The sequence below is a fragment of the Bradyrhizobium sp. URHA0013 genome (assembly GCF_000518345.1).
Classification (GTDB): Bacteria; Pseudomonadota; Alphaproteobacteria; order Rhizobiales; family Xanthobacteraceae; genus Bradyrhizobium.
This window is the reverse complement of the sequence record NZ_JADK01000003.1, coordinates 972,669-991,113: the sequence shown is the minus strand read 5'-3', so window position 1 is coordinate 991,113 and position 18,445 is coordinate 972,669. Positions and strand designations below refer to the sequence as shown.

15 protein-coding genes are annotated in these 18,445 nt (G+C 63.2%); 10 read left to right on the top strand and 5 right to left on the bottom strand.

Annotated features, from left to right (window positions below; genetic code table 11):
* Positions 1-93 precede the first annotated feature (93 nt).
* The 9 genes from urtB to N551_RS36790 all read left to right on the top strand — a co-directional run bounded on the left by urtB (position 94) and on the right by N551_RS36790 (position 9,992).
* A complete protein-coding gene (gene urtB / locus N551_RS0104875; RefSeq protein WP_018455942.1) occupies positions 94-1,020 on the top strand; it encodes an urea ABC transporter permease subunit UrtB in 927 nt (308 codons plus the stop codon).
* A gap of 17 nt (positions 1,021-1,037) precedes the next feature.
* The gene (gene urtC / locus N551_RS0104870) at positions 1,038-2,177 is read left to right on the top strand and encodes an urea ABC transporter permease subunit UrtC (protein ID WP_027565999.1); all 1,140 of its coding nucleotides are present in this window, start codon (positions 1,038-1,040) and stop codon (positions 2,175-2,177) included.
* Between the two features lie 226 nt (positions 2,178-2,403).
* The gene (urtD, locus tag N551_RS0104865) at positions 2,404-3,159 is read left to right on the top strand and encodes an urea ABC transporter ATP-binding protein UrtD (RefSeq protein WP_027565998.1); all 756 of its coding nucleotides are present in this window, start codon (positions 2,404-2,406) and stop codon (positions 3,157-3,159) included.
* A gap of 11 nt (positions 3,160-3,170) precedes the next feature.
* Positions 3,171-3,860: an urea ABC transporter ATP-binding subunit UrtE gene (gene urtE / locus N551_RS0104860; RefSeq protein WP_027565997.1), complete on the top strand. Its 690-nt coding sequence runs from the start codon at positions 3,171-3,173 to the stop codon at positions 3,858-3,860.
* 27 nt (positions 3,861-3,887) lie between these two features.
* Complete coding sequence (gene fmdA, locus N551_RS0104855; RefSeq protein WP_007598072.1) at positions 3,888-5,117, top strand: formamidase; 1,230 nt, start codon at positions 3,888-3,890, stop codon at positions 5,115-5,117.
* A gap of 90 nt (positions 5,118-5,207) precedes the next feature.
* Entirely contained in the window at positions 5,208-5,585 is a 378-nt protein-coding gene (locus N551_RS0104850; RefSeq protein WP_027565996.1) for a zinc ribbon domain-containing protein, read from the top strand.
* A gap of 40 nt (positions 5,586-5,625) precedes the next feature.
* Positions 5,626-6,666, top strand: coding sequence for an aliphatic amidase (locus tag N551_RS0104845; protein WP_027565995.1), 1,041 nt, complete (start codon positions 5,626-5,628; stop codon positions 6,664-6,666).
* A gap of 253 nt (positions 6,667-6,919) precedes the next feature.
* Positions 6,920-7,150 (top strand): hypothetical protein, encoded by a 231-nt coding sequence (locus tag N551_RS39195; RefSeq protein WP_245287730.1) that lies wholly within the window; start codon positions 6,920-6,922, stop codon positions 7,148-7,150.
* Positions 7,151-7,154: 4 nt separating this feature from the next.
* A complete protein-coding gene (locus tag N551_RS36790) occupies positions 7,155-9,992 on the top strand; it encodes an autotransporter domain-containing protein (RefSeq protein WP_245287729.1) in 2,838 nt (945 codons plus the stop codon).
* A 3-nt stretch (positions 9,993-9,995) separates the two neighbouring features.
* Here the strand turns inward: N551_RS36790 and N551_RS0104830 are convergent, their stop codons facing one another.
* From N551_RS0104830 to N551_RS0104810, 5 genes are all read right to left on the bottom strand, one after another.
* The gene (locus tag N551_RS0104830; protein ID WP_027565993.1) at positions 9,996-10,826 is read right to left on the bottom strand and encodes an MlaD family protein; all 831 of its coding nucleotides are present in this window, start codon (positions 10,824-10,826) and stop codon (positions 9,996-9,998) included.
* 150 nt (positions 10,827-10,976) lie between these two features.
* On the bottom strand, positions 10,977-13,196 hold the full coding sequence (locus N551_RS0104825) for an acetate--CoA ligase family protein (RefSeq protein WP_027565992.1): 2,220 nt from the start codon (positions 13,194-13,196) through the stop codon (positions 10,977-10,979).
* A 159-nt stretch (positions 13,197-13,355) separates the two neighbouring features.
* Positions 13,356-14,336: a glycosyltransferase family 2 protein gene (locus N551_RS0104820; protein WP_027565991.1), complete on the bottom strand. Its 981-nt coding sequence runs from the start codon at positions 14,334-14,336 to the stop codon at positions 13,356-13,358.
* Between the two features lie 124 nt (positions 14,337-14,460).
* A complete protein-coding gene (locus N551_RS0104815; RefSeq protein ID WP_027565990.1) occupies positions 14,461-15,030 on the bottom strand; it encodes a class GN sortase in 570 nt (189 codons plus the stop codon).
* Between the two features lie 198 nt (positions 15,031-15,228).
* A complete protein-coding gene (locus N551_RS0104810) occupies positions 15,229-17,490 on the bottom strand; it encodes a marine proteobacterial sortase target protein (protein ID WP_027565989.1) in 2,262 nt (753 codons plus the stop codon).
* A gap of 184 nt (positions 17,491-17,674) precedes the next feature.
* Here N551_RS0104810 and N551_RS0104805 point away from each other — a divergent pair, with 184 nt between their 5' ends.
* Positions 17,675-18,445 carry a helix-turn-helix transcriptional regulator gene (locus N551_RS0104805; RefSeq protein WP_027565988.1) on the top strand — a complete coding sequence of 257 codons (771 nt, stop codon included), beginning with the start codon at positions 17,675-17,677 and terminating at the stop codon, positions 18,443-18,445.

The following is an 18,445-nucleotide window of genomic DNA, read 5'->3' as shown; positions in this document are numbered from 1 at the left end:
TTCAGACAAAACCTCTCCCTGGCGTGGACCGCAAATCCACGCCCAAGACCCCCGCGTCGCGAACCTGCTCGCGACGCGCGACGGAGGACATCGATGTTCGGCGACTACTCGCTTGGTGACCTTGGCTCCATCTTCGTCATGCAGGGCTTTGCAGGACTGATCCTGTTCTCCGTCTACGTCTTGATGGCGCTGGGACTTGCGATCATCTTCGGCCAGATGGGCGTCATCAACATGGCCCATGGCGAGTTCATGATCCTTGGGGCCTACGTCACCTGGATGACCTCGAGCTTCTTCCAGTCCTATTTGCCGAGCCTGTTCAGCGGCTACTTCTTCCTCGCGATGATCCTGGCCTTTGTCGCATCCGGTGCGTTGGGGATGCTGGTGGAATGGGTGCTGATACGGCACCTCTACAAGCGCCCGCTCGACACGCTGCTTGCGACTTGGGGCCTCAGCCTGATCCTGCAACAGGCCTATCGCTCCGTGTTCGGCGCGCGCGAGGTCGGCGTCGAGCTGCCGCAATGGATGCTTGGCTCGCTGCACGTGACCGACAGCATCGAAGTGCCGATCAACGGCGTCTTCGTGATGTGCCTCACCGTCCTGATCACCGTGGGCGTCGCCTACGTAATGTACAAATCGCGCTGGGGCCGGCAGGTGCGCGCCGTCGTGCAGAACCGCATCATGGCCGGAGCCGTCGGCATCAACACCGAAAAGGTGGATCGCTACACTTTCGGCCTCGGCTGCGGCATTGCCGGTGTCGCCGGGAGCGCCTTCACGATGATCGGCTCGACCGGGCCGACCTCCGGACAGCTCTACATCGTCGATACGTTCCTCGTGGTCGTGTTCGGCGGCGCGGCAAGCCTGCTCGGCACCATCGCATCGGCCTTCTCGATCTCGCAGACCCAATCCACCCTCGAGTTCTTCCTGTCGGGCTCGATGGCCAAGGTGCTGACGCTGCTTGCCGTTGTCGGAATCCTGATGCTGCGGCCGCAGGGTCTCTTCGCCCTCAAGGTCCGCAAATAACAAGAAGCAGGCAAGTCATGGTCATCAACTCACGCTTCTTCAATCGATCCGAGCTCATGGGCTTCCTCGTGCTCGCCGCTGTGCTGTTCGTGATCCTGCCGCTCTCGCTGGATGTGTTCCGTCTCAACCTCGTCGCGAAATATCTGACCTACGCCTTCGTCGCGCTCGGTCTGGTGCTGTGCTGGGGTTACGGCGGCATTCTCAGTCTGGGGCAAGGCGTGTTCTTCGGCCTCGGCGGCTATTGCATGGCGATGTTCCTCAAGCTGGAGGCCTCCAGCGTCGAGAATACCAAGATCCAATCGACGCCAGGCATCCCGGACTTCATGGACTGGAATCAGATCACGTCACTGCCACTGTTCTGGCAGCCGTTTCACAGTCTCGCCTTCACCATCCTCGCCATCATCCTGGTCCCTGGCATCTTCGCGCTGATCATCGGCACTGCGATGTTCAAGCGCCGTGTGGGCGGCACCTACTTTGCCATCATCACCCAGGCGGTGGCGGCCATCCTCACCATCCTGATCGTGGGCCAGCAGGGCTACACCGGCGGGATCAACGGCATGACCGACCTGCGCACCCTGAAGGGTTGGGACATCCGTCCCGACCACGCCAAGGTCATCCTGTACTTCGTCGAAGTGGTGCTGCTGTTTGCCTGCATCGGCATCGCGCAGTTCATCCGCCTGACCAAGCTCGGCCGCATCCTGGTGGCTATGCGCGAACAGGAAGACCGCGTCCGCTTCTCCGGCTACAGCGTCGCCAACTTCAAGATCTTTGCGTTCTGTATGGCCGCGGTTTTCGCCGCGATCGGCGGGGCCATGTTCGCGCTCAATGTCGGTTTTATGTCGCCGTCCTTTGTCGGCATCGTGCCGTCGATCGAGATGGTGATCTACACCGCGGTCGGCGGACGGATGTCGATCTTCGGCGCGATATGGGGGGCCATTCTGGTGAACTTCGCCAAGACCAGCCTGTCGGAATCCTTTCCGCAACTCTGGCTGTTTGGTCTCGGCGCGCTGTTCATCGCGGTCGTGCTCGCTTTCCCGAACGGTCTGTCGGGGCTCTGGGCCGACTATGTGCAGCCGCGCATCGACCGCCTGTTCGCCTCGCGCAAGAAGCCGGGCTGGACCGACAATTCGGTTGCCGACGGCGCACCCGCAGAGTGAGGAGACCATCATGCTCGTCGGTCATCACGATGCCGATGCCACGCTGGCAGTGAGGAGATAGATCATGCTCGTCGGTCATCGCGATGCCGATGCCATGCTGGCAGTGAGGAGATAGATCATGCTCGTCGGTCATCGCGATGCCGATGCCATGCTGGCAGTGAGGAGATAGATCATGCTCGTCGGTCATCACGATGCCGATGCCATGCTGGCAGTGAGGAGATAGATCATGCTCGTCGGTCATCAGCCCAAGGAATTCCTGCTCGCGGTCTCCGGACTGACGGTTTCCTTCGACGGCTTCAAGGCGGTCAACGATCTCTCGTTTTATATCGAGGAGAACGAGATCCGCGTCATCATCGGCCCCAATGGGGCCGGCAAGACCACGGTGCTCGACCTGATCTGCGGCAAGACCAAGGCGACCGAAGGCTCGATCCAGTTTCGCGGTACCGAGCTGACCAAGCTGAAGGAGAACGAGATCGTCAAGGCCGGCGTCGGCCGCAAGTTCCAGACGCCGTCGGTGTTCGAAGACCTCACCGTGTTCGAAAATCTCGAGATCTCGTTTCCGCGCGGCCGCACCGTATTCGGCTCACTCACTTTCCAGCGTGACCAGCCGGTGAGGTCACGCGTCGGAGAGGTCGCCGAGATGATTTTCCTCAAGGACAAGCTCAACACCTATGCCTCCGAGCTCAGTCACGGCCAGAAGCAATGGCTCGAAATCGGCATGCTGTTGATCCAGGATCCGGACCTGCTGATGCTCGACGAGCCCGTCGCCGGGATGAGCGTGTCCGAACGCGCCAAGACCGCCGAGCTGCTCAACCGCATCATCAAAAACCGCTCGGTGCTCGTCATCGAGCACGACATGAAGTTCGTCGAGGACATCGCGCACAAGGTCACCGTGCTTCACCAGGGCCAGATCCTCTCGGAAGGGACCATGGAGAAGGTGAAGAACGACCCCAAGGTCGTCGAAGTTTATCTCGGTCACTAAGGAGCGCGACGATGCTGGCTATCTCTGATCTTCACGTCGCCTACGGCCAGAGCGAGGTGCTGCACGGTCTCAACGTCAAGGTCGCGCCCAACGAGATCGTGGCGATCATGGGCCGCAACGGCATGGGCAAGACCACGCTGATGAAATCGCTGATGGGCATTTTGCCTACGAAGAGCGGCTCGGTGACCATGGAGGGCGCCGAGCTCGGTGCCTTGCCGAGCTACGCGCGCGTCGCCAAGGGCCTCGCCTACGTGCCGCAGGGCCGCATGATCTTCTCCACCATGACGGTGAAGGAGAACATCGAGACCGGCCTCGTGGTCTCCGGCGGAACCGAGGTGCCCGGCGACATCTACGAACTGTTTCCGGTGCTGCTGGAGATGAAGGACCGCCGTGGCGGCAATCTCTCCGGCGGACAGCAGCAACAGCTCGCGATCGCTCGCGCGCTGGCGACCAAGCCAAAAGTGCTGCTGCTGGACGAGCCGACCGAAGGCATCCAGCCGTCGATCATCAAGGAGATGGCGCGCACGCTCAAGCGCATCCGCGACGAGAAGGGGCTTTCGATCGTCGTGTCCGAGCAGGTCCTGAGCTTCGCGCTCGATATCGCGGACCGCGTGCTGGTGATCGAGAACGGCGAGATCGTCCGCGATGATCCGCGCGACGCCGTCGATGCCGCGCAGGTTTCGAAATATCTGTCCGTCTAACCAACCGTGTAAAAGGGGAGCATCTCGATGCCAGAGACACTGATCAAGGTCGATCTCACCAAGTCGGCCTATGAAAATGACATGGTGCATAACCGCTGGCACCCCGACATTCCGATCGTAGCCTGGGTCAATCCCGGCGACGATTTCATCATCGAGACTTACGACTGGACCGGCGGCTTCATCAAGAACAACGATTCCGCCGACGATGTGCGCGACATCGATCTGTCGATCGTGCACTTCCTGTCCGGACCGATCGGCGTCAAGGGCGCGGAGCCCGGCGACCTGCTCGTCGTCGACCTGCTCGACGTCGGCCCGATGAAGGAGAGCATGTGGGGTTTCAACGGCTTCTTCTCCAAGCAGAACGGCGGCGGCTTCCTCACCGACCATTTCCCGCTGGCGCAGAAGTCGATCTGGGACATCAAGGGCCTCTACACCTCGTCGCGGCATATTCCGGGCGTCAACTTCGCCGGCCTGATCCATCCCGGCCTGATCGGCTGTCTGCCCGATCCGAAGATGCTGGACACCTGGAACAAGCGCGAGGCCGAGCTGATCGCGACCAACCCGACCCGTGTGCCGGGCCTTGCCAATCCGCCGTTCGCGCCGACGGCCCATGGCGGCCGCGCCAAGGGCGAGGTCAAGGACAAGATCGGCGCGGAAGGCGCGCGCACCGTGCCGCCGCGTGAGCATGGCGGCAATTGTGACATCAAGGACCTCTCGCGCGGCTCGAAGATCTACTTCCCGGTCTACGTGCCGGGTGCCGGTCTCTCAATGGGCGATCTGCACTTCAGCCAGGGCGACGGCGAGATCACGTTCTGCGGCGCGATCGAGATGGCCGGCTGGCTGCATCTGAAGGTCGAGGTGATCAAGGACGGCATGGCGAAGTACGGCGTCAAGAATCCGATCTTCAAGCCGTCGCCGATCACACCGAACTACAAGGACTATCTGATCTTCGAAGGCATCTCGGTCGACGAGGCCGGCAAGCAGCACTATCTCGACGTCACCATCGCCTATCGCCAGGCCTGCCTGAATGCGATCGAATATCTGAAGAAGTTCGGCTACTCCGGTGCCCAGGCCTATTCGATCCTTGGCACCGCACCGGTTCAGGGCCACATCTCCGGCGTGGTCGACGTGCCGAATGCCTGCGCCACACTATGGCTGCCGACGGAAATCTTCGACTTCGACGTGATGCCGTCCTCGGCGGGTCCGATCAAGCACATCAAGGGCGATATCCAGATGCCGATATCGCCGGACAAGTAATCCCTGCGCGACGGCATGCGGGACGGCGTAGCTGCTGCCCCGCATCCGCCGCGGCAGTTCTCTCACAGACAACAGCGTAGGGATGATGCGATGCCGGTCTATGAATATCTCTGTGACGATTGCGGTCCGTTCAAGGATATGCGCCCGATGGCCGAATGCGACGATCCGCAGGTCTGTCCGCAATGTGAAATCATGGCGCCGCGCGTCATTCTGACCGCCCCGAACTTCTTCTGCATGCCGTCGGAAAAACGAAAAGCTCACGCCGTCAACGAGCGCAGCACCCACGCGCCGCAGACGCTGGCGCAATACAAGGCCTCGCACGGTCCCGGTTGCGGCTGCTGCTCCACGGGAAAGAACTCGTCGGGCAGGAGCTCATCGGACAAGAAAAAGCCGGCGCGGCTGGTAAGCAAGACCAGAAGCGGCGCCAAGGGTTTTCCGACCGCGCGGCCCTGGATGATCAGTCACTGATTCACGCGGCAATCTCAAACAGGGTAGAGGAGCAATTCAAATGCTTCACGGCGACATCTCCAGCAGCAACGACACCGTCGGCGTCGCGGTGGTCAACTACAAGATGCCCCGCCTGCACACCAAGGCCGAGGTGCTCGACAACGCCCGCAAGATCGCCGACATGGTGGTGGGCATGAAGGTCGGCCTTCCCGGCATGGATCTGGTAATCTTCCCGGAATACTCCACCCAGGGCATCATGTACGACTCCAAGGAGATGTACGAGACCGCTTGCGCGGTGCCCGGTGAAGAGACCGCGATTTTTGCGGAGGCCTGCCGCAAGGCCAAGGTGTGGGGCGTATTCTCGCTCACCGGAGAGCGCCACGAGGAGCATCCGCACAAGGCGCCCTACAACACCCTGATCCTGATGAACGACAAGGGTGAGATCGTGCAGAAGTACCGCAAGATCATGCCGTGGGTGCCGATCGAGGGCTGGTATCCCGGCAATTGCACCTATGTCTCCGACGGCCCGAAGGGGATGAAGGTCAGCCTGATCATCTGCGACGACGGCAACTTCCCGGAGATCTGGCGCGACTGCGCCATGAAGGGGGCCGAGCTGATCGTACGCTGCCAAGGCTACATGTATCCGGCCAAGGAGCAGCAGATCCTGATTTCAAAGGCGATGGCGTGGGCCAACAACGTCTATGTCGCGGTCGCCAACGCTGCCGGCTTCGACGGGGTCTATTCTTATTTCGGTCACTCCGCGATCATCGGCTTCGACGGCCGCACCCTCGGCGAGTGCGGCGAGGAGGACTACGGCATTCAATATGCCCAGCTGTCGAAACATCTGATCCGCGATGCGCGCCGCAACGGCCAGTCGCAGAACCATCTCTACAAGCTGGTCCATCGCGGTTACACCGGCATGATCAATTCCGGCGAAAGCCCGCGGGGCGTCGCGGCCTGCCCCTATGATTTCTACAAGAACTGGATTGCCGATCCCGAGGGCACAAGGGACATGGTCGAGGCGATGACGCGCGCGACGCCCGGGACCGCCGAATGCCCGATCGACGGCATCCCGAATGAAGCGGCGCCGTCGAATTACTGAGCCACGATGGCTCTGACATCGGCGTCGATGTGAACCACCATACACGTGCGTGGACACTCTGACGCAGGCCCATGTGCGTAGAATGCGAATTGTGTCTCGCAAAAGCGTGGCGCGGTTGCAACATCACCCGCTGAATCAACCCCGGTTGTGTCCCCGACGGCCGATTCCATGGATTCCGTAGTTTCACGGAGGGAACTGGTCGCCTAATTTGGCGGCGGCGCGGCTGGGAGCGCCGGTGACAAGGGGCGTTGGGGTGGAATTTCGATCGCCATCGAGCGGGCAGAGCCGGCTGCGCGTGGGTGCGGCCGCGTCGTCCGTCGTTGCGATGCTGTTCGGCCTCTGCCTGTCGACGGACGCCGTCCAGGCGCAGCAGGTATTCAACGGATCGCAGACCACGCCGAACGGCGTCGTCAACGGCGGCGGCGGTGTATGGGACAACACCACGACCAACTGGACGGATCGGTTCGGTCAGTACGGCCTATGATCCCTTGTCAGCCGGCACGCTGTTCGGCAGTAGCGTTCCCTCGACGCCCGCAACGGGCGGCACGGTGACGGTTACGCCGAGCGGAGTGCAACTCACGAGCCTCGTGGGCTTTGACCTCACCGGCGACGGTTCGGTCTACACCATCCAGGGCGGCGACCTCCGGCTGGCCTCGGGCGGCACTACATTTGATACCAACGATGTCACCGGCACGGCGGACCCATCGGCCGTGATCAGCTCACGCATCGTCGGCAGCGGCGGGATCAACGTTCAGGGACCCGGTATTCTAGCGTTGCTCGGCGCCAACACCTATACCGGCGGCACCTTCATCTGTTCGTGTGCGGCGTTGCAGCTTGGCGACGCGACGCATACCGCGAGCATCGTCGGCGCGGTCGTCAATGACGGGCTCTTCAGCGTCGTCAATGCCGATACGTCGGGCATCACGTCGCTCTCGAACAGTTTCTCCGGCACGACGCAGTTCCTCAACGCGACCTCCGCCAGCTCGATGGTGATCACAAACAACGGCCTGATCTATTTCGGAGATCCATTGGGGGGTGGGACCGACACCGCCACGGCCGGCCGCGCGACCATCGTCAATGATGGCGGCTTGATCGGCTTCTTTGGCCGGACCAATGCGGGCACGGCCACCATCACCAACCAGAATAACGGAGGCACCGCGTTTGCTGAGCAATCCTCGGCCGCGTCAGCTACGATCCTGAACAAGGATTTCGGTGCCACCGTATTTGGTACGCCGTTCGGAACCGACACGGCGACCGCGGGCAGCTCAACGATCATCAACGAGGCTGATGGCCTCGCCAATTTCGCGGCGTTCACGACGGCCGGCAATGCCACGATCATTACCAAGGACGGTGGCGAGACCGATTTCTATGACAATTCCACCGGTGGTAACGCACGCTTCATCACCACAGGCACGGGCATCGTGGACTTCGGCAACAGCATCGGACCGAACAGCGACGGCCGCATCACCGCCGGATCGATCGAGGGCAGCGGCTTCTATTACATCGGCGGCGGCAACACCCTGGTCGTCGGCGGCAACAATCTTTCGACGGAGGTCAGCGGCGTCATCGGCGATTTCAATCCCTGCGGTTGCGGTCCCGCAGGCCCCGGCTCACTTGAAAAGGTCGGCAGCGGCACCCTGACCCTTTCGGGTACAAACACCTACACCGGTACCACGACGGTGAATGGCGGCATCCTGCGGGTCGATGGTGATATCTCCCAATCGATCCTGACCACGGTGAACGCGGGCGGCGCGCTGTTCGGCGCCGGAATCGTCGGCAACACCACAATCGCTGCTGGAGGCATCTTCGCGCCCGGCGACGGCAGGCCGGGTTCGAGCATGCTGGTTCTGGGAGACCTCGCCTTTCAGTCCGGTGCGGCCTACGTCGTGCAGGTCGGCAGCGGAACTACCGCGAGCTTTGCCAATGTTTTCGGCAACGTCACCCTGAGCGGCACCGTCGGCGTCTCGCTATATGCTGGCAGCACCGTGTTACCGCAATACAAGATCATGCAGTTTTCCGGCTCGGCCACCGATAACTTTGCCGGTGTCGCCGCTCCCGGGGGCCTTATCGGCACGACGACCGTCGATCCCGCCGGCGCTGTCTATCTCAATTTCACACTGGACTATGGTGCGAAATACGCTCTCAACGTCAATCAGAAGAATGTCGCCACGACTCTTCAGAACTTCTTCAATGCCAATGGCGGCCTGAGATCCGAGTTTGCGGGCCTCGGTCCTAACGGCCTGACGCAGGCCTCCGGCGAGTCGGCGACGGGCACGCAGCAGACGACCTTCAACGCGATGAACCTGTTTCTCAGCCTGCTCACCGACGTGTTTGGCGCGGGGCGCAACGGGACGCCGGTTGCGACGCCCTTCGCCGACGAGACGAGCGCGAATGCGTATGCGGCGACCGGCAAGGGCACACGCGACAGGAACGCACGCGACGCTCTTGCCTCGATCCATAGCAAGACGCCGCCGACGAGTTTCGAACAACGCTGGGACGTGTGGGCGGCCGGCTATGGTGGCTCGCAGACCACCGACGGCAATGCCGGCCTCGGCTCAAACAACACCAGCAGCAGCGTCTACGGCACGGCCGTCGGCCTCGACTACCGCTTCTCGCCGTCCACGATCGCCGGCTTCGCGCTTGCGGGCGGGGCGACCGGCTTCAACGTCAACGGACTCGGCTGGGGTCGCTCCGACCTGTTCCAGGCCGGCGCCTTCGTGCGTCACAACGCAGGACCGGCCTACATAACGGCCGCGCTGGCCTATGGCTGGCAGGACGTCACGACCAACCGCATCGTCACCGCCGCCGGCGTCGACCAGTTGCGTGCGCAGTTCAGCGCCAACGCGCTCTCGGGCCGTATCGAGGGCGGCTATCGCTATGCCTCGCAGTGGATCGGCCTCACGCCCTATGCGGCGCTCCAGGCCACCGTGTTCAGTCTTCCGAGCTATTCGGAGTTCGCTGTGGTCGGCAGCAACGTCTTCGCGCTGAATTATGCCGCCAAGGACGCGACCAGCACCCGCACTGAGCTCGGCCTGCGCGCGGACAGGTCATTCGCCGCTGCCGGCGGCCTGATGACCCTGCGCGGCCGCGTCGCCTGGGCACATGACTACAATCCGGATCGCACCGTCGGTGCGGTCTTCCAGACGTTGCCGGGATCCGCGTTCGTGGTGAACGGCGCCGCCCAGGCGCACGATTCCGCGCTGACCACAGCGGCAGTGCAGATGAGCTGGATGAACGGCTGGTCTGCGTCGGCGACTTTCGAGGGGGAGTTCTCGAATGTCACCCGCTCTTACGCCGGCAAGGGCGTCGTCCGCTACGCCTGGTAGGCGCTACCGTTTCTGCTGCGCCGGCTTGCGCGGCGGGCGCGGAGCGGCGGCCGGTGTGGGTGTCCCGCTCATCTTGTTGGCGGCCTCGCTGACGTCGAGCAGCGAGCGACGGATGTCTTCGAGGAAGTTCGCCGATTTCTTCCTCATGGTATCGGCGAGCTCGTGCAATCCCTGGATCTTTTCGAACAGTTCATCCGCCTTGCCGTCGGCAAAGCCGGGCACTACGCCTTCGATCTTTGTGACCGCCTTGTCGAAGCCCGCGAAGGCGCTGTCGACCTTGGCCATGACGGAGTCGATTTCGCCGCCCTTGCTCCGGAGATCAGCGGTGTAGTTCTCGAACGTGCGCAGGCCCTCCTTGATCGCCGGGGCGTTGCTGACGATGGTGCGGTCGACACTATGTAGGGTGTCGACGATCGATTCGGCGTCGCTGAGATCGGCGGTCAGCACGGGGACGCCGTCCGAGTCCAGCGGCACTGGCGGCGCCGAGGGCGCGCCGCCGATCAGCGAGACCGCGGCGACGCCGGTGAGACCCTGAAACTCGATGCCCGCGACCGTGTCCTTGCGGATCGGCGCGGTATTGTCGAGCATCACCAGCGCCACGACCTTGCGCGGATTGTCCAGCTTGATCGACAGGATCTGGCCTGCGGGGACGCCGTCGAAATTGACCGGTCCGCCGCGACGCAATCCGCTGGCGGAGCCGCCCTCGAATACCACGCGCAACTGGCTGCGGCTCTGGAGGGTGCGCCATTTCTGCACGCCGAGCACGCCGCCGAACGCCACGGCGATCACCGCCAGCGTCGCCGTTCCGATCACCAGATTGCTCGCGCGTGCCATGCCGGGTGATTTTACGGCCAAAACGGGGAAGTTGGAAGCAGCCCGGAAGAGGCTGTCGGCGGCAATGTTAGGCTTGGCGGGTTAACGACTTATCCGGTGTTGCTCGAAGAGCGAAGGCGGAAGCGCAACGACGAACCGCCCTACGCGACATCAATGCCCAGCGGCGCGCTTGGCCGCAGCATTGTTCAGCACGATCAGGGCATCGACGGCGACGCCTGTTTTGGCATTGATCAGGAACGGATTGACGTCGATCGAGGCGATCCGGTCGCCGGCATCCGCGATCAGGTTGGAGAGGCCTACCAGCGCCTTCACCGCGGAGGCCTCGTGCAAGGCCGGCTTGCCGCGATAGCCGCGCATCTTGATGCCGGCCTTGGTGCGGCCGATCAGAAGCCGCGCCTCGTCCTCGTCCAGCGGCGCACCGGCGAGCGCGACATCCTTCATCAGCTCGATGTCGATGCCGCCGGTGCCGAACAGCACGACCGGGCCCATCTCGGCATCGAGGGAGGCGCCGACCACGAGTTCCAGATCGGCCTTGACCTGTTGCGCGATCAGGATGCCGTCGAGCTTCGGCTTGCCCTTCAGCTTGTTCACCCGCGCGGTGATGTCGGCGAACGCCTTTTTCACTTCGGCCGCGCTGGTGAGATTCAGCACCACGCCGCCGATATCTGATTTGTGCAGGATCTCGGCGCTGACGACCTTGGCCACGACAGGGAAGCCGATCTGCTTGGCGATCTTCACGGCCTCGGCTGCCGTCTCTGCGATCGCCTCCTTCGAGATCGGGATGCCATAGGCCTTCAGCAGCTTCTTGGAGGCGACCTCGTCGAGCGCGGCGCCGGTTGCCGATTTCAGCGCCTTCTCCAGCACGGCACGCGCGGCGGGCTTCGAGCTGGAGACGATGTCGGGCACTTCCTTGCGCAGCTTGGCGTAGTCGAGCAGCGACTTGATCGCAGTCACCGCGCGATCCATGCCCTGCATGACCGCAAGATGCGGCAGCGATTTGCGCAAGCTCTTGGTGAACTCGGTAAAGCCGATCGACATCGCGCTGATATAGATCACCGGCTTGCCGGCCCGGCTCGCCATCTCGTCGACGATGCGCAGATTGCGCTCGCGCAGCTCGTGCGGCGCTTTCGGCAGCTCGGCATCGATGATGACGATGTCGATATCGGGGTCGTCGATCATGAGTCCGATCGTTTTCATGTAGACGGAGGGATCGACCACCGCGGCAAAACCAGCGTCGAGCGGGTTGCCGACGATCGAGCCCGGCCCGAGCATCTTTGCCAGCTCCGAACCGACATGCGAGCTGAGTGGTGCAAAATTCAGGCCTTCTGCATCGAAGGCGTCGATCAGCATGCCGCGCTTGCCGCCGGATAGCGTCACTGCGGCGAGCCGGTCGCCCCTGGGCACAGCGGCGTGGACGAAGCATTCGGTGGTCTCGATCAGTTCGTCGAGCCCGCCGACCCTGATGACCCCTTCGCGCGTTGCAATGGCGTCGAATGTCTCGATCGAGCCCGCGAGCGCGCCGGTGTGTGCCATCGCCGCCGCGCGCCCCCCCTCGGACGCCCCGAGTTTGAGCGCGATCACCGGTTTGCTCGCGGCGCGCGCCGCCTTGCAGGCGTCCCGGAACGCCTTGGTGTTGCGCACGCCTTCGAGGTAGACCACGATCACCTTGATGCTCGGATCCTCGGCGAAATAGCGCATCAGGTCCGGGGTCTCGAGCCCGGCCTCGTTGCCGGTCGTCACCATGTAGCCAACCCCGACGCCGCGATCTTCCAAAGCCTGGCGGATCGCCATGACGATGGCGCCGGATTGCCCTGCAATCGCCACCGCGCCCTGTTCCATGGTGACGATACGGTCGTCGATATTGGTGAAGAGCTTTTCGCCGGCGCTCAAATTGCCGAGGCAGTTCGGGCCGGTGACCGCCAATCCCGTCTCGCGCACGGCCGCTTGCAGTTCGGCGGCGAGCTTCTGGCTTTCCTCGTCCTGCAACTCGCTGAAGCCCGAGGTGACGATGGTGGCCGAGCGCGCGCCGGCCGCGGCGGCATCGCGGATCACCTGCACGGCAAAGCGCGCCGGGACCAGCACCAGCACGTGGTCGGGCTTTTCCGGGAGGCTTGCAAAGTCCTTGTAGCAGGGGACACCCCAGACGGTGTCGCGTTTGGCGTTGACCGGATAGAGCCCGCCTTCGTAGCCGTATTTGACCAGATTGTTCCAAATGCGCTCGGCATAGTTGCCGGGCTTGTCGGTCGCGCCCACCAGCACGATGTTGCGCGGATGCAGCATGGCGTGGATGCCCTTGACGATGTCGCTGGCATCGGGCGGCGGAGACCATGGGCGCGATGAAGCGGAGGCGGCAGATACGCGAGCTTCCATGGTGTGACCTCACCTGTTGTTCTTGTTGGCGGTGCGTCGCTCTGTTCTATGGCGAGTTCTTCGGACTGGCAACCGCGTGGGCGGGTATGCCGTGCGGTGGAATGAGCGCGCGTCAAGCCCTGGAGATCGACATCCTCGGATCACTGCTTGCGCGGTCGTTCAATATCTCAGCATGCCGAGCTTGTAGGCGTAGTGATAGGCCAACTGCTTCGCCAGATAAGGAGCGATGGCGCGCCGGATCTGCATCTGTGTCGGTTCGAAGCCGAGAATGCGTCGCCGCAGGATGCCCATCTCCCTGACGCCGACCGCATAGGTGGATGCCGTCTTTTGTGCGTCATGGATTCGGAAGCAGGCGAGAAATCGCGGCAAGCGTGCGAATTTGAATCCTGCGGCCTGCGCTCGCAGGATGAAGTCCCAGTCCATCGCGTAGTGCAAGCTCTCGTCGATCGGCCCGATCCTGTCCCACACGCGCTTGCGCCAGAACATTGTCTCTTGCGGAATGTAGTCGGCATATCGCAACGCCTTGCCGTCATGGGGCGGCAACACGGCGCGGCCGACCTCGAGTCCCTCGCGATCGATGAAGACGCGATGGCCGTAGACGACGTCGACATGCGGATGTGCGATGAAGTAATTTGCGACATAGGCAAGTGTCCCGGGCAGCAGCACGTCATCGCTGTTGAGATAGGCCATGATCTCGCTCTCGACGCCGGCGAAGCCGAGATTGATCGCGCTGGATTGCCCCTTGTCCGGTTCGCTGCTCCAGCTCAGGCTATCGCCTCGGCTCTTCAGGAGATCGAGCGTGCCGTCGATCGAGGCGCCGTCCTGCACGTGATAATACAGGTCCGGATAGTTCTGGCTGACGATGCTGTCGATCGTGGCGCCGAGATATTGCACATGGTTGTAGCTCGGCGTGACCATCGCGATTCGTGGCGCGCCCGAATGGATCGCAGGTGCTGGCAGGAAAGCCGTCAGGTTGAGCAGGCGCGGCGGATATTGCTCGAAGGTCCACATCGGCGGGCGGCGCCAGAGGCTCCGAAGCGAGGAACGTCTTTGCCCGGCGGCAATGAGATCCTGATTCCTCTCCAGGAGCGCGACGCGATTTTCGAGCTGTTCGAGACGATGCCTGAACTCCTCGTCCATCCCCGGTCTTCTCGCAATGCAGCGCAAAATATTCAATCCGCTATTCTTATAGGTCTCTGGCCAACGACGCCAGTTCAGCGGTTCCATCAAGCGTGTGCTCTTGGACAGAACCGATTGCGAACCGCTATTCATCGGCTCTGATCAAGGTGGCATGCAGGATGTAGCGCTCGGGGCCGGACGTGATGGCGTCGAACGGCCAGCAGGTCGCGAGCACGAGTTCGACATCCCGTACCGCAGCATCGATGCCCGACGCATCGAAGCGAACCACAGCGGAGGAATCCGCGCGATAGCGAAAGTGTTTACCGTCACTGCGTGTGACATCGATCACATCACCAATGGCAACATTCCGTAGGAAACGGAAATGAGTGTCGCGATGCGCTGCATATACGGCAACACCCCGTTCGCCCGCGTCAGCCGTTTGGCGGATATGGCCGGGCCCGAAAGCGAGCGCCTGGCCGCTCGCGCCTTCCAGCACGATCGCGCTGGCGCCGATCCGCTTCACCTCGATTCGCGCGACCGGCAAGGTATCGGCCCATGACCATGGCCTGACCACTTCGCCGGTTGCAACGCTCCGGTCGAACGCGCGCTCCAGCAGCACCTGCGCGAGCCACGCTTTGGCATGGATGTAGGCGCCGTCGCCGAAAAGGATGATGCCGATCAGGGCGAGAGCCAGGGGAGAGATGAAGCGGGGCATGGCACATCTTCCCGTCATTGCGAGGAGCGAAGCGACGAAGCAATCCAGACTGCCTCCCTGGAGGGATTTCTGGATTGCTTCGCTTCGCTCGCAATGACGAATTCGGTTGAGGCGGCGTGTTCAAAAAAGGCGCGCGCGGCCGTTGGTGTGGGACGGGCAGCCGCGCGCGCTAACAGAGGAGTTAGGGGGACTCCTCTCTCAAGCGGCGTCAGTGAGCAAGGTCTGACGCCGGTTGAACACGAACAGGAACAGGGCGAGCACGATCAGGATCAGGCCTGCGGTCATTTTCAGCTCTGCTGAGGTCGCGGTCTTGGGCAGGCGGATCGTATCCGGTGCAGCGGGCGTCGGCCGCCTCGTGGCCGGCTGGTTGCGAGCATCGGCGTGACGCTCGCGGAGCTGCGCCGGGACCTGCTGTCGTTCGCCAAAGACCTTCGCGAAATCCCAACCGGCCGGCAGGTTGATCGGCAACTCGCTGGGCTTGAGCGGCTCGCCTTCGGGACGGCTCGGCGTCTTGTCGACCGCGACGAGGCTGGTGAGCCGGGTGACGATCTGATGGTCGAGTGCCAGTGCCAGGATCGCCTTGTCGGAGTCTTCGGGCGTCATCTCGCGCAGGGTGCGCGCCACTTCGGCATCATTGATCTTGCGCTTGGCCCAAAGCTTCGACAGGCCTTTGCCTTCGGCCGCATTTTGCAGCGGCAGCGTCACCGACCATGGGCGGTCGCCGACGCGGCCCTTGATCTCGACCGAGCCCGCCAGCGTGTCGAGCTTTGCCGCCAGCACCAGCGGCTCGTCGCGATAGACGTCGGGAATGATCGTCGGTGTGACGTCGGCCTTGGCTTCGGAGAACTTGGCGCTCAGCCCGGTCACGGCCGGGTTCTCGAGCTTGGCAAACAGGCCCCGCATGCGCTCCTCGACCTGCTCGACGGAGCCGATATGGGTGAAGGCACCGCGGCCGAGCTCAGCGGCGCGCGTCATCAGATAGGTGTTGGGCGCCGACCCGATGCCGACCATGAACACGCGCGAGCGGCCGCGCATCGCCGTGATCGTTTCGAACAATTGCTGCTCGTTGCCGATCGCACCATCGGTCAGGAATACGACCTGGCGAACCATGCTGGCGTCGCCGAGCTTGTCGGTCAGAGCGGCCCGCATCGCCGGCACCATCTCGGTGCCGCCACGCGCCTGCAGCGCGCTGACGAACGAGGTGGCTTCACCGACACGCTCGGCATCCGCCGCCACGGAAGCCGGAAACAGCACGTCCATGGTGTCGTCGAAACGGATGACGTTGAAACGGTCGGTCGGCTGGAGACGGGAGAGCGCGTAGGTGAGGCTCGCCTTGGCCTGAACGATCGACGTGCCGCCCATCGAGCCGGAATTGTCGATCACGAACACCACCTCGCGCGGCCGTGGCTTCTGCATCGCCTGCTCGGCGGCGGGCGGGGTGACGAAGGCGAGCAGATAATCGGCGTCGCCGACGTGCTCGCGGAACAAGCCGACCGACGGCGCCTTCACGGCAGCCGGCTTCCAGGTCAGTTCAAAATCGCGGTCGGCAGGCACGGCACCGTCGGCAAGCGTGACAATTCGCGTCGTATTGTCCGGGCTCTCGACCTTGAAATTATGGTGGAGGCTCTTGACCTCGCCGAGCGCAAAGCCGGCGTTCAGGCGCACCGTGATGCTGGTCGGATTGACCGGCGCATTCCGGGCGGGATCCAGCACGGGCGACGAGATGCGGTCGCGGTCCGGCACCGGGTCCGAATTCGTCGCGCCCCAGCCGGAACCGTCGTTGCGGAAATCGACGCTCTGGACGATCGGCGCCGGATTGTAGCGCGGCCCCACTACCAACGGCAGGCGCAGCGAATATTCGTTGCCGGATTGGTGCACCGGTTCCTGATATTCGATCTGCACCAGCACGGTTTCTCCGGGACCGATATTGGCGACCGAGTTGGTGAAGATGTTCGGCCGTTCCTGTTCGGTGAGCGCGGCCTTCTGGCCGGCCCGGCGCGCCTCTTCGTAGATCACGCGCGCCTGCTGCCGCTCCTTGATGTCGCCCACGATGACGCGGTTGCCGACCACCATCTTCAGCGAATCGACGGCACCGCCGGCGGGGAGCGGATAGACATAGGTCGCCTCGACCCAATCCTTGGTCGGATTGCGGAAGATCTGGGTGACGCGGGCGCGCAGCGTCGGGCCTGATACCGTGATGTCGACGTCGATGCCGAGGCGGATCGCTTCCGTGTAGGCGCCGTCCTCCTTGAGGAGAAGAGACCCGGATTTGGCATCGCCGGGCTGGAGCAGGCTGGCCTGCTCCGTCGTCGCCGACCAGCCCGGCTCCAAGCTCACCAGCAGCGCCACGAAGGCGACCAGCATCACCGCGATGCCCTGCGCCAGAAGGAACAGTCCGACCACGATCAGTCTGCCCAGCCAAGGGTGTTCGTTGCTGTCCATCGTGTCGTAGGTATCCATTTTGCCTGCTCCCGAGGATGTTTGCTGGCTATGAGCATCCGCCGGGACGGCCCGATTGCGCGAGCAGAATGATCGGCAATGATCCGTCGCGGCCGGCCCGCGCGGGCCGCCGCCGGGGGGGCGAAGTGCGGTTTTGTGCTGGTTTGTCCGCCCTGCTAGGATGTCGTCCTGGAGCAGGGCCACGATGCAGACGCAGGACAAATTCACCGACAAGCAGCTTTCGGACGAGCAAAGTCGCGAGATCGCAGAGACCATTCGCGAGGAGCTCGCCAGGCGCCGGATCTCCCGGCAGGCGCTGGCCGAGCAGGCCAAGCTCAGCCTGTCGACTCTCGAGAAGGTGCTCGGCGGCCGACGGCCGTTCACCCTGGCGACCACGGTGCGGCTGGAGCAGGCGCTGGGCGTTTCCCTGCGCAGAAGCGCCGCCGTGGTGACGCCTCCGGCCGCAAACGATGTCGCGCCCGACAGCCTCGGCTCCTATGCCCATCGCGCGGTGACCTGGCTCGAGGACGTCTACATCACGTTGCGGCCGTCGTTCGGCGACAAGGACGCGATCTTCGCCTACCGCACCGAGATCGTCTGGGAGCCGAAAGTCTCTGCACTGGTGTTCCGCGAGGGGGAACGGACCGATGCCGCCTATGAACACACCGGCGAGGTCGCCGTGCCGCATCAGTCCGGCTTCATCTATCTCGTCATCATCAAGCACGGCCAGCATCGCGTGATCACGGTGTCGCGGCCGACGGTCGCCGGCGAAATGTACGGGATCATCTCGACACTCCGCGCCGGCCCCGGCTCGCAGCTGACGCCGATCGCAGCGCCGATCGCCTATGTGCCGCTCCGAAACTTCGCGAAGCCCTCGCTGGGTCGGGTCGCGCCCGGCGATGCCAACCACGAACTGTACCAACAGCATCTGCGCCGAACGGTGGAAGAATCGTTCGCGCTGTTTCTGTCGGTATAG

Excerpts from the sequence above, each read along its gene's own strand:
- urtB (WP_018455942.1), top strand. The coding sequence starts at position 94 with ATGTTCGGCGACTACTCGCTTGGTGACCTTGGCTCCATCTTCGTCATG.
- urtC (WP_027565999.1), top strand. The coding sequence starts at position 1,038 with ATGGTCATCAACTCACGCTTCTTCAATCGATCCGAGCTCATGGGCTTC.
- urtD (WP_027565998.1), top strand. The coding sequence starts at position 2,404 with ATGCTCGTCGGTCATCAGCCCAAGGAATTCCTGCTCGCGGTCTCCGGA.
- urtE (WP_027565997.1), top strand. The coding sequence starts at position 3,171 with ATGCTGGCTATCTCTGATCTTCACGTCGCCTACGGCCAGAGCGAGGTG.
- fmdA (WP_007598072.1), top strand. The coding sequence starts at position 3,888 with ATGCCAGAGACACTGATCAAGGTCGATCTCACCAAGTCGGCCTATGAA.
- N551_RS0104850 (WP_027565996.1), top strand. The coding sequence starts at position 5,208 with ATGCCGGTCTATGAATATCTCTGTGACGATTGCGGTCCGTTCAAGGAT.
- N551_RS0104845 (WP_027565995.1), top strand. The coding sequence starts at position 5,626 with ATGCTTCACGGCGACATCTCCAGCAGCAACGACACCGTCGGCGTCGCG.
- N551_RS0104830 (WP_027565993.1), bottom strand. The coding sequence starts at position 10,826 with ATGGCACGCGCGAGCAATCTGGTGATCGGAACGGCGACGCTGGCGGTG.
- N551_RS0104825 (WP_027565992.1), bottom strand. The coding sequence starts at position 13,196 with ATGGAAGCTCGCGTATCTGCCGCCTCCGCTTCATCGCGCCCATGGTCT.
- N551_RS0104820 (WP_027565991.1), bottom strand. The coding sequence starts at position 14,336 with ATGGACGAGGAGTTCAGGCATCGTCTCGAACAGCTCGAAAATCGCGTC.
- N551_RS0104815 (WP_027565990.1), bottom strand. The coding sequence starts at position 15,030 with ATGCCCCGCTTCATCTCTCCCCTGGCTCTCGCCCTGATCGGCATCATC.
- N551_RS0104810 (WP_027565989.1), bottom strand. The coding sequence starts at position 17,490 with ATGGATACCTACGACACGATGGACAGCAACGAACACCCTTGGCTGGGC.
- N551_RS0104805 (WP_027565988.1), top strand. The coding sequence starts at position 17,675 with ATGCAGACGCAGGACAAATTCACCGACAAGCAGCTTTCGGACGAGCAA.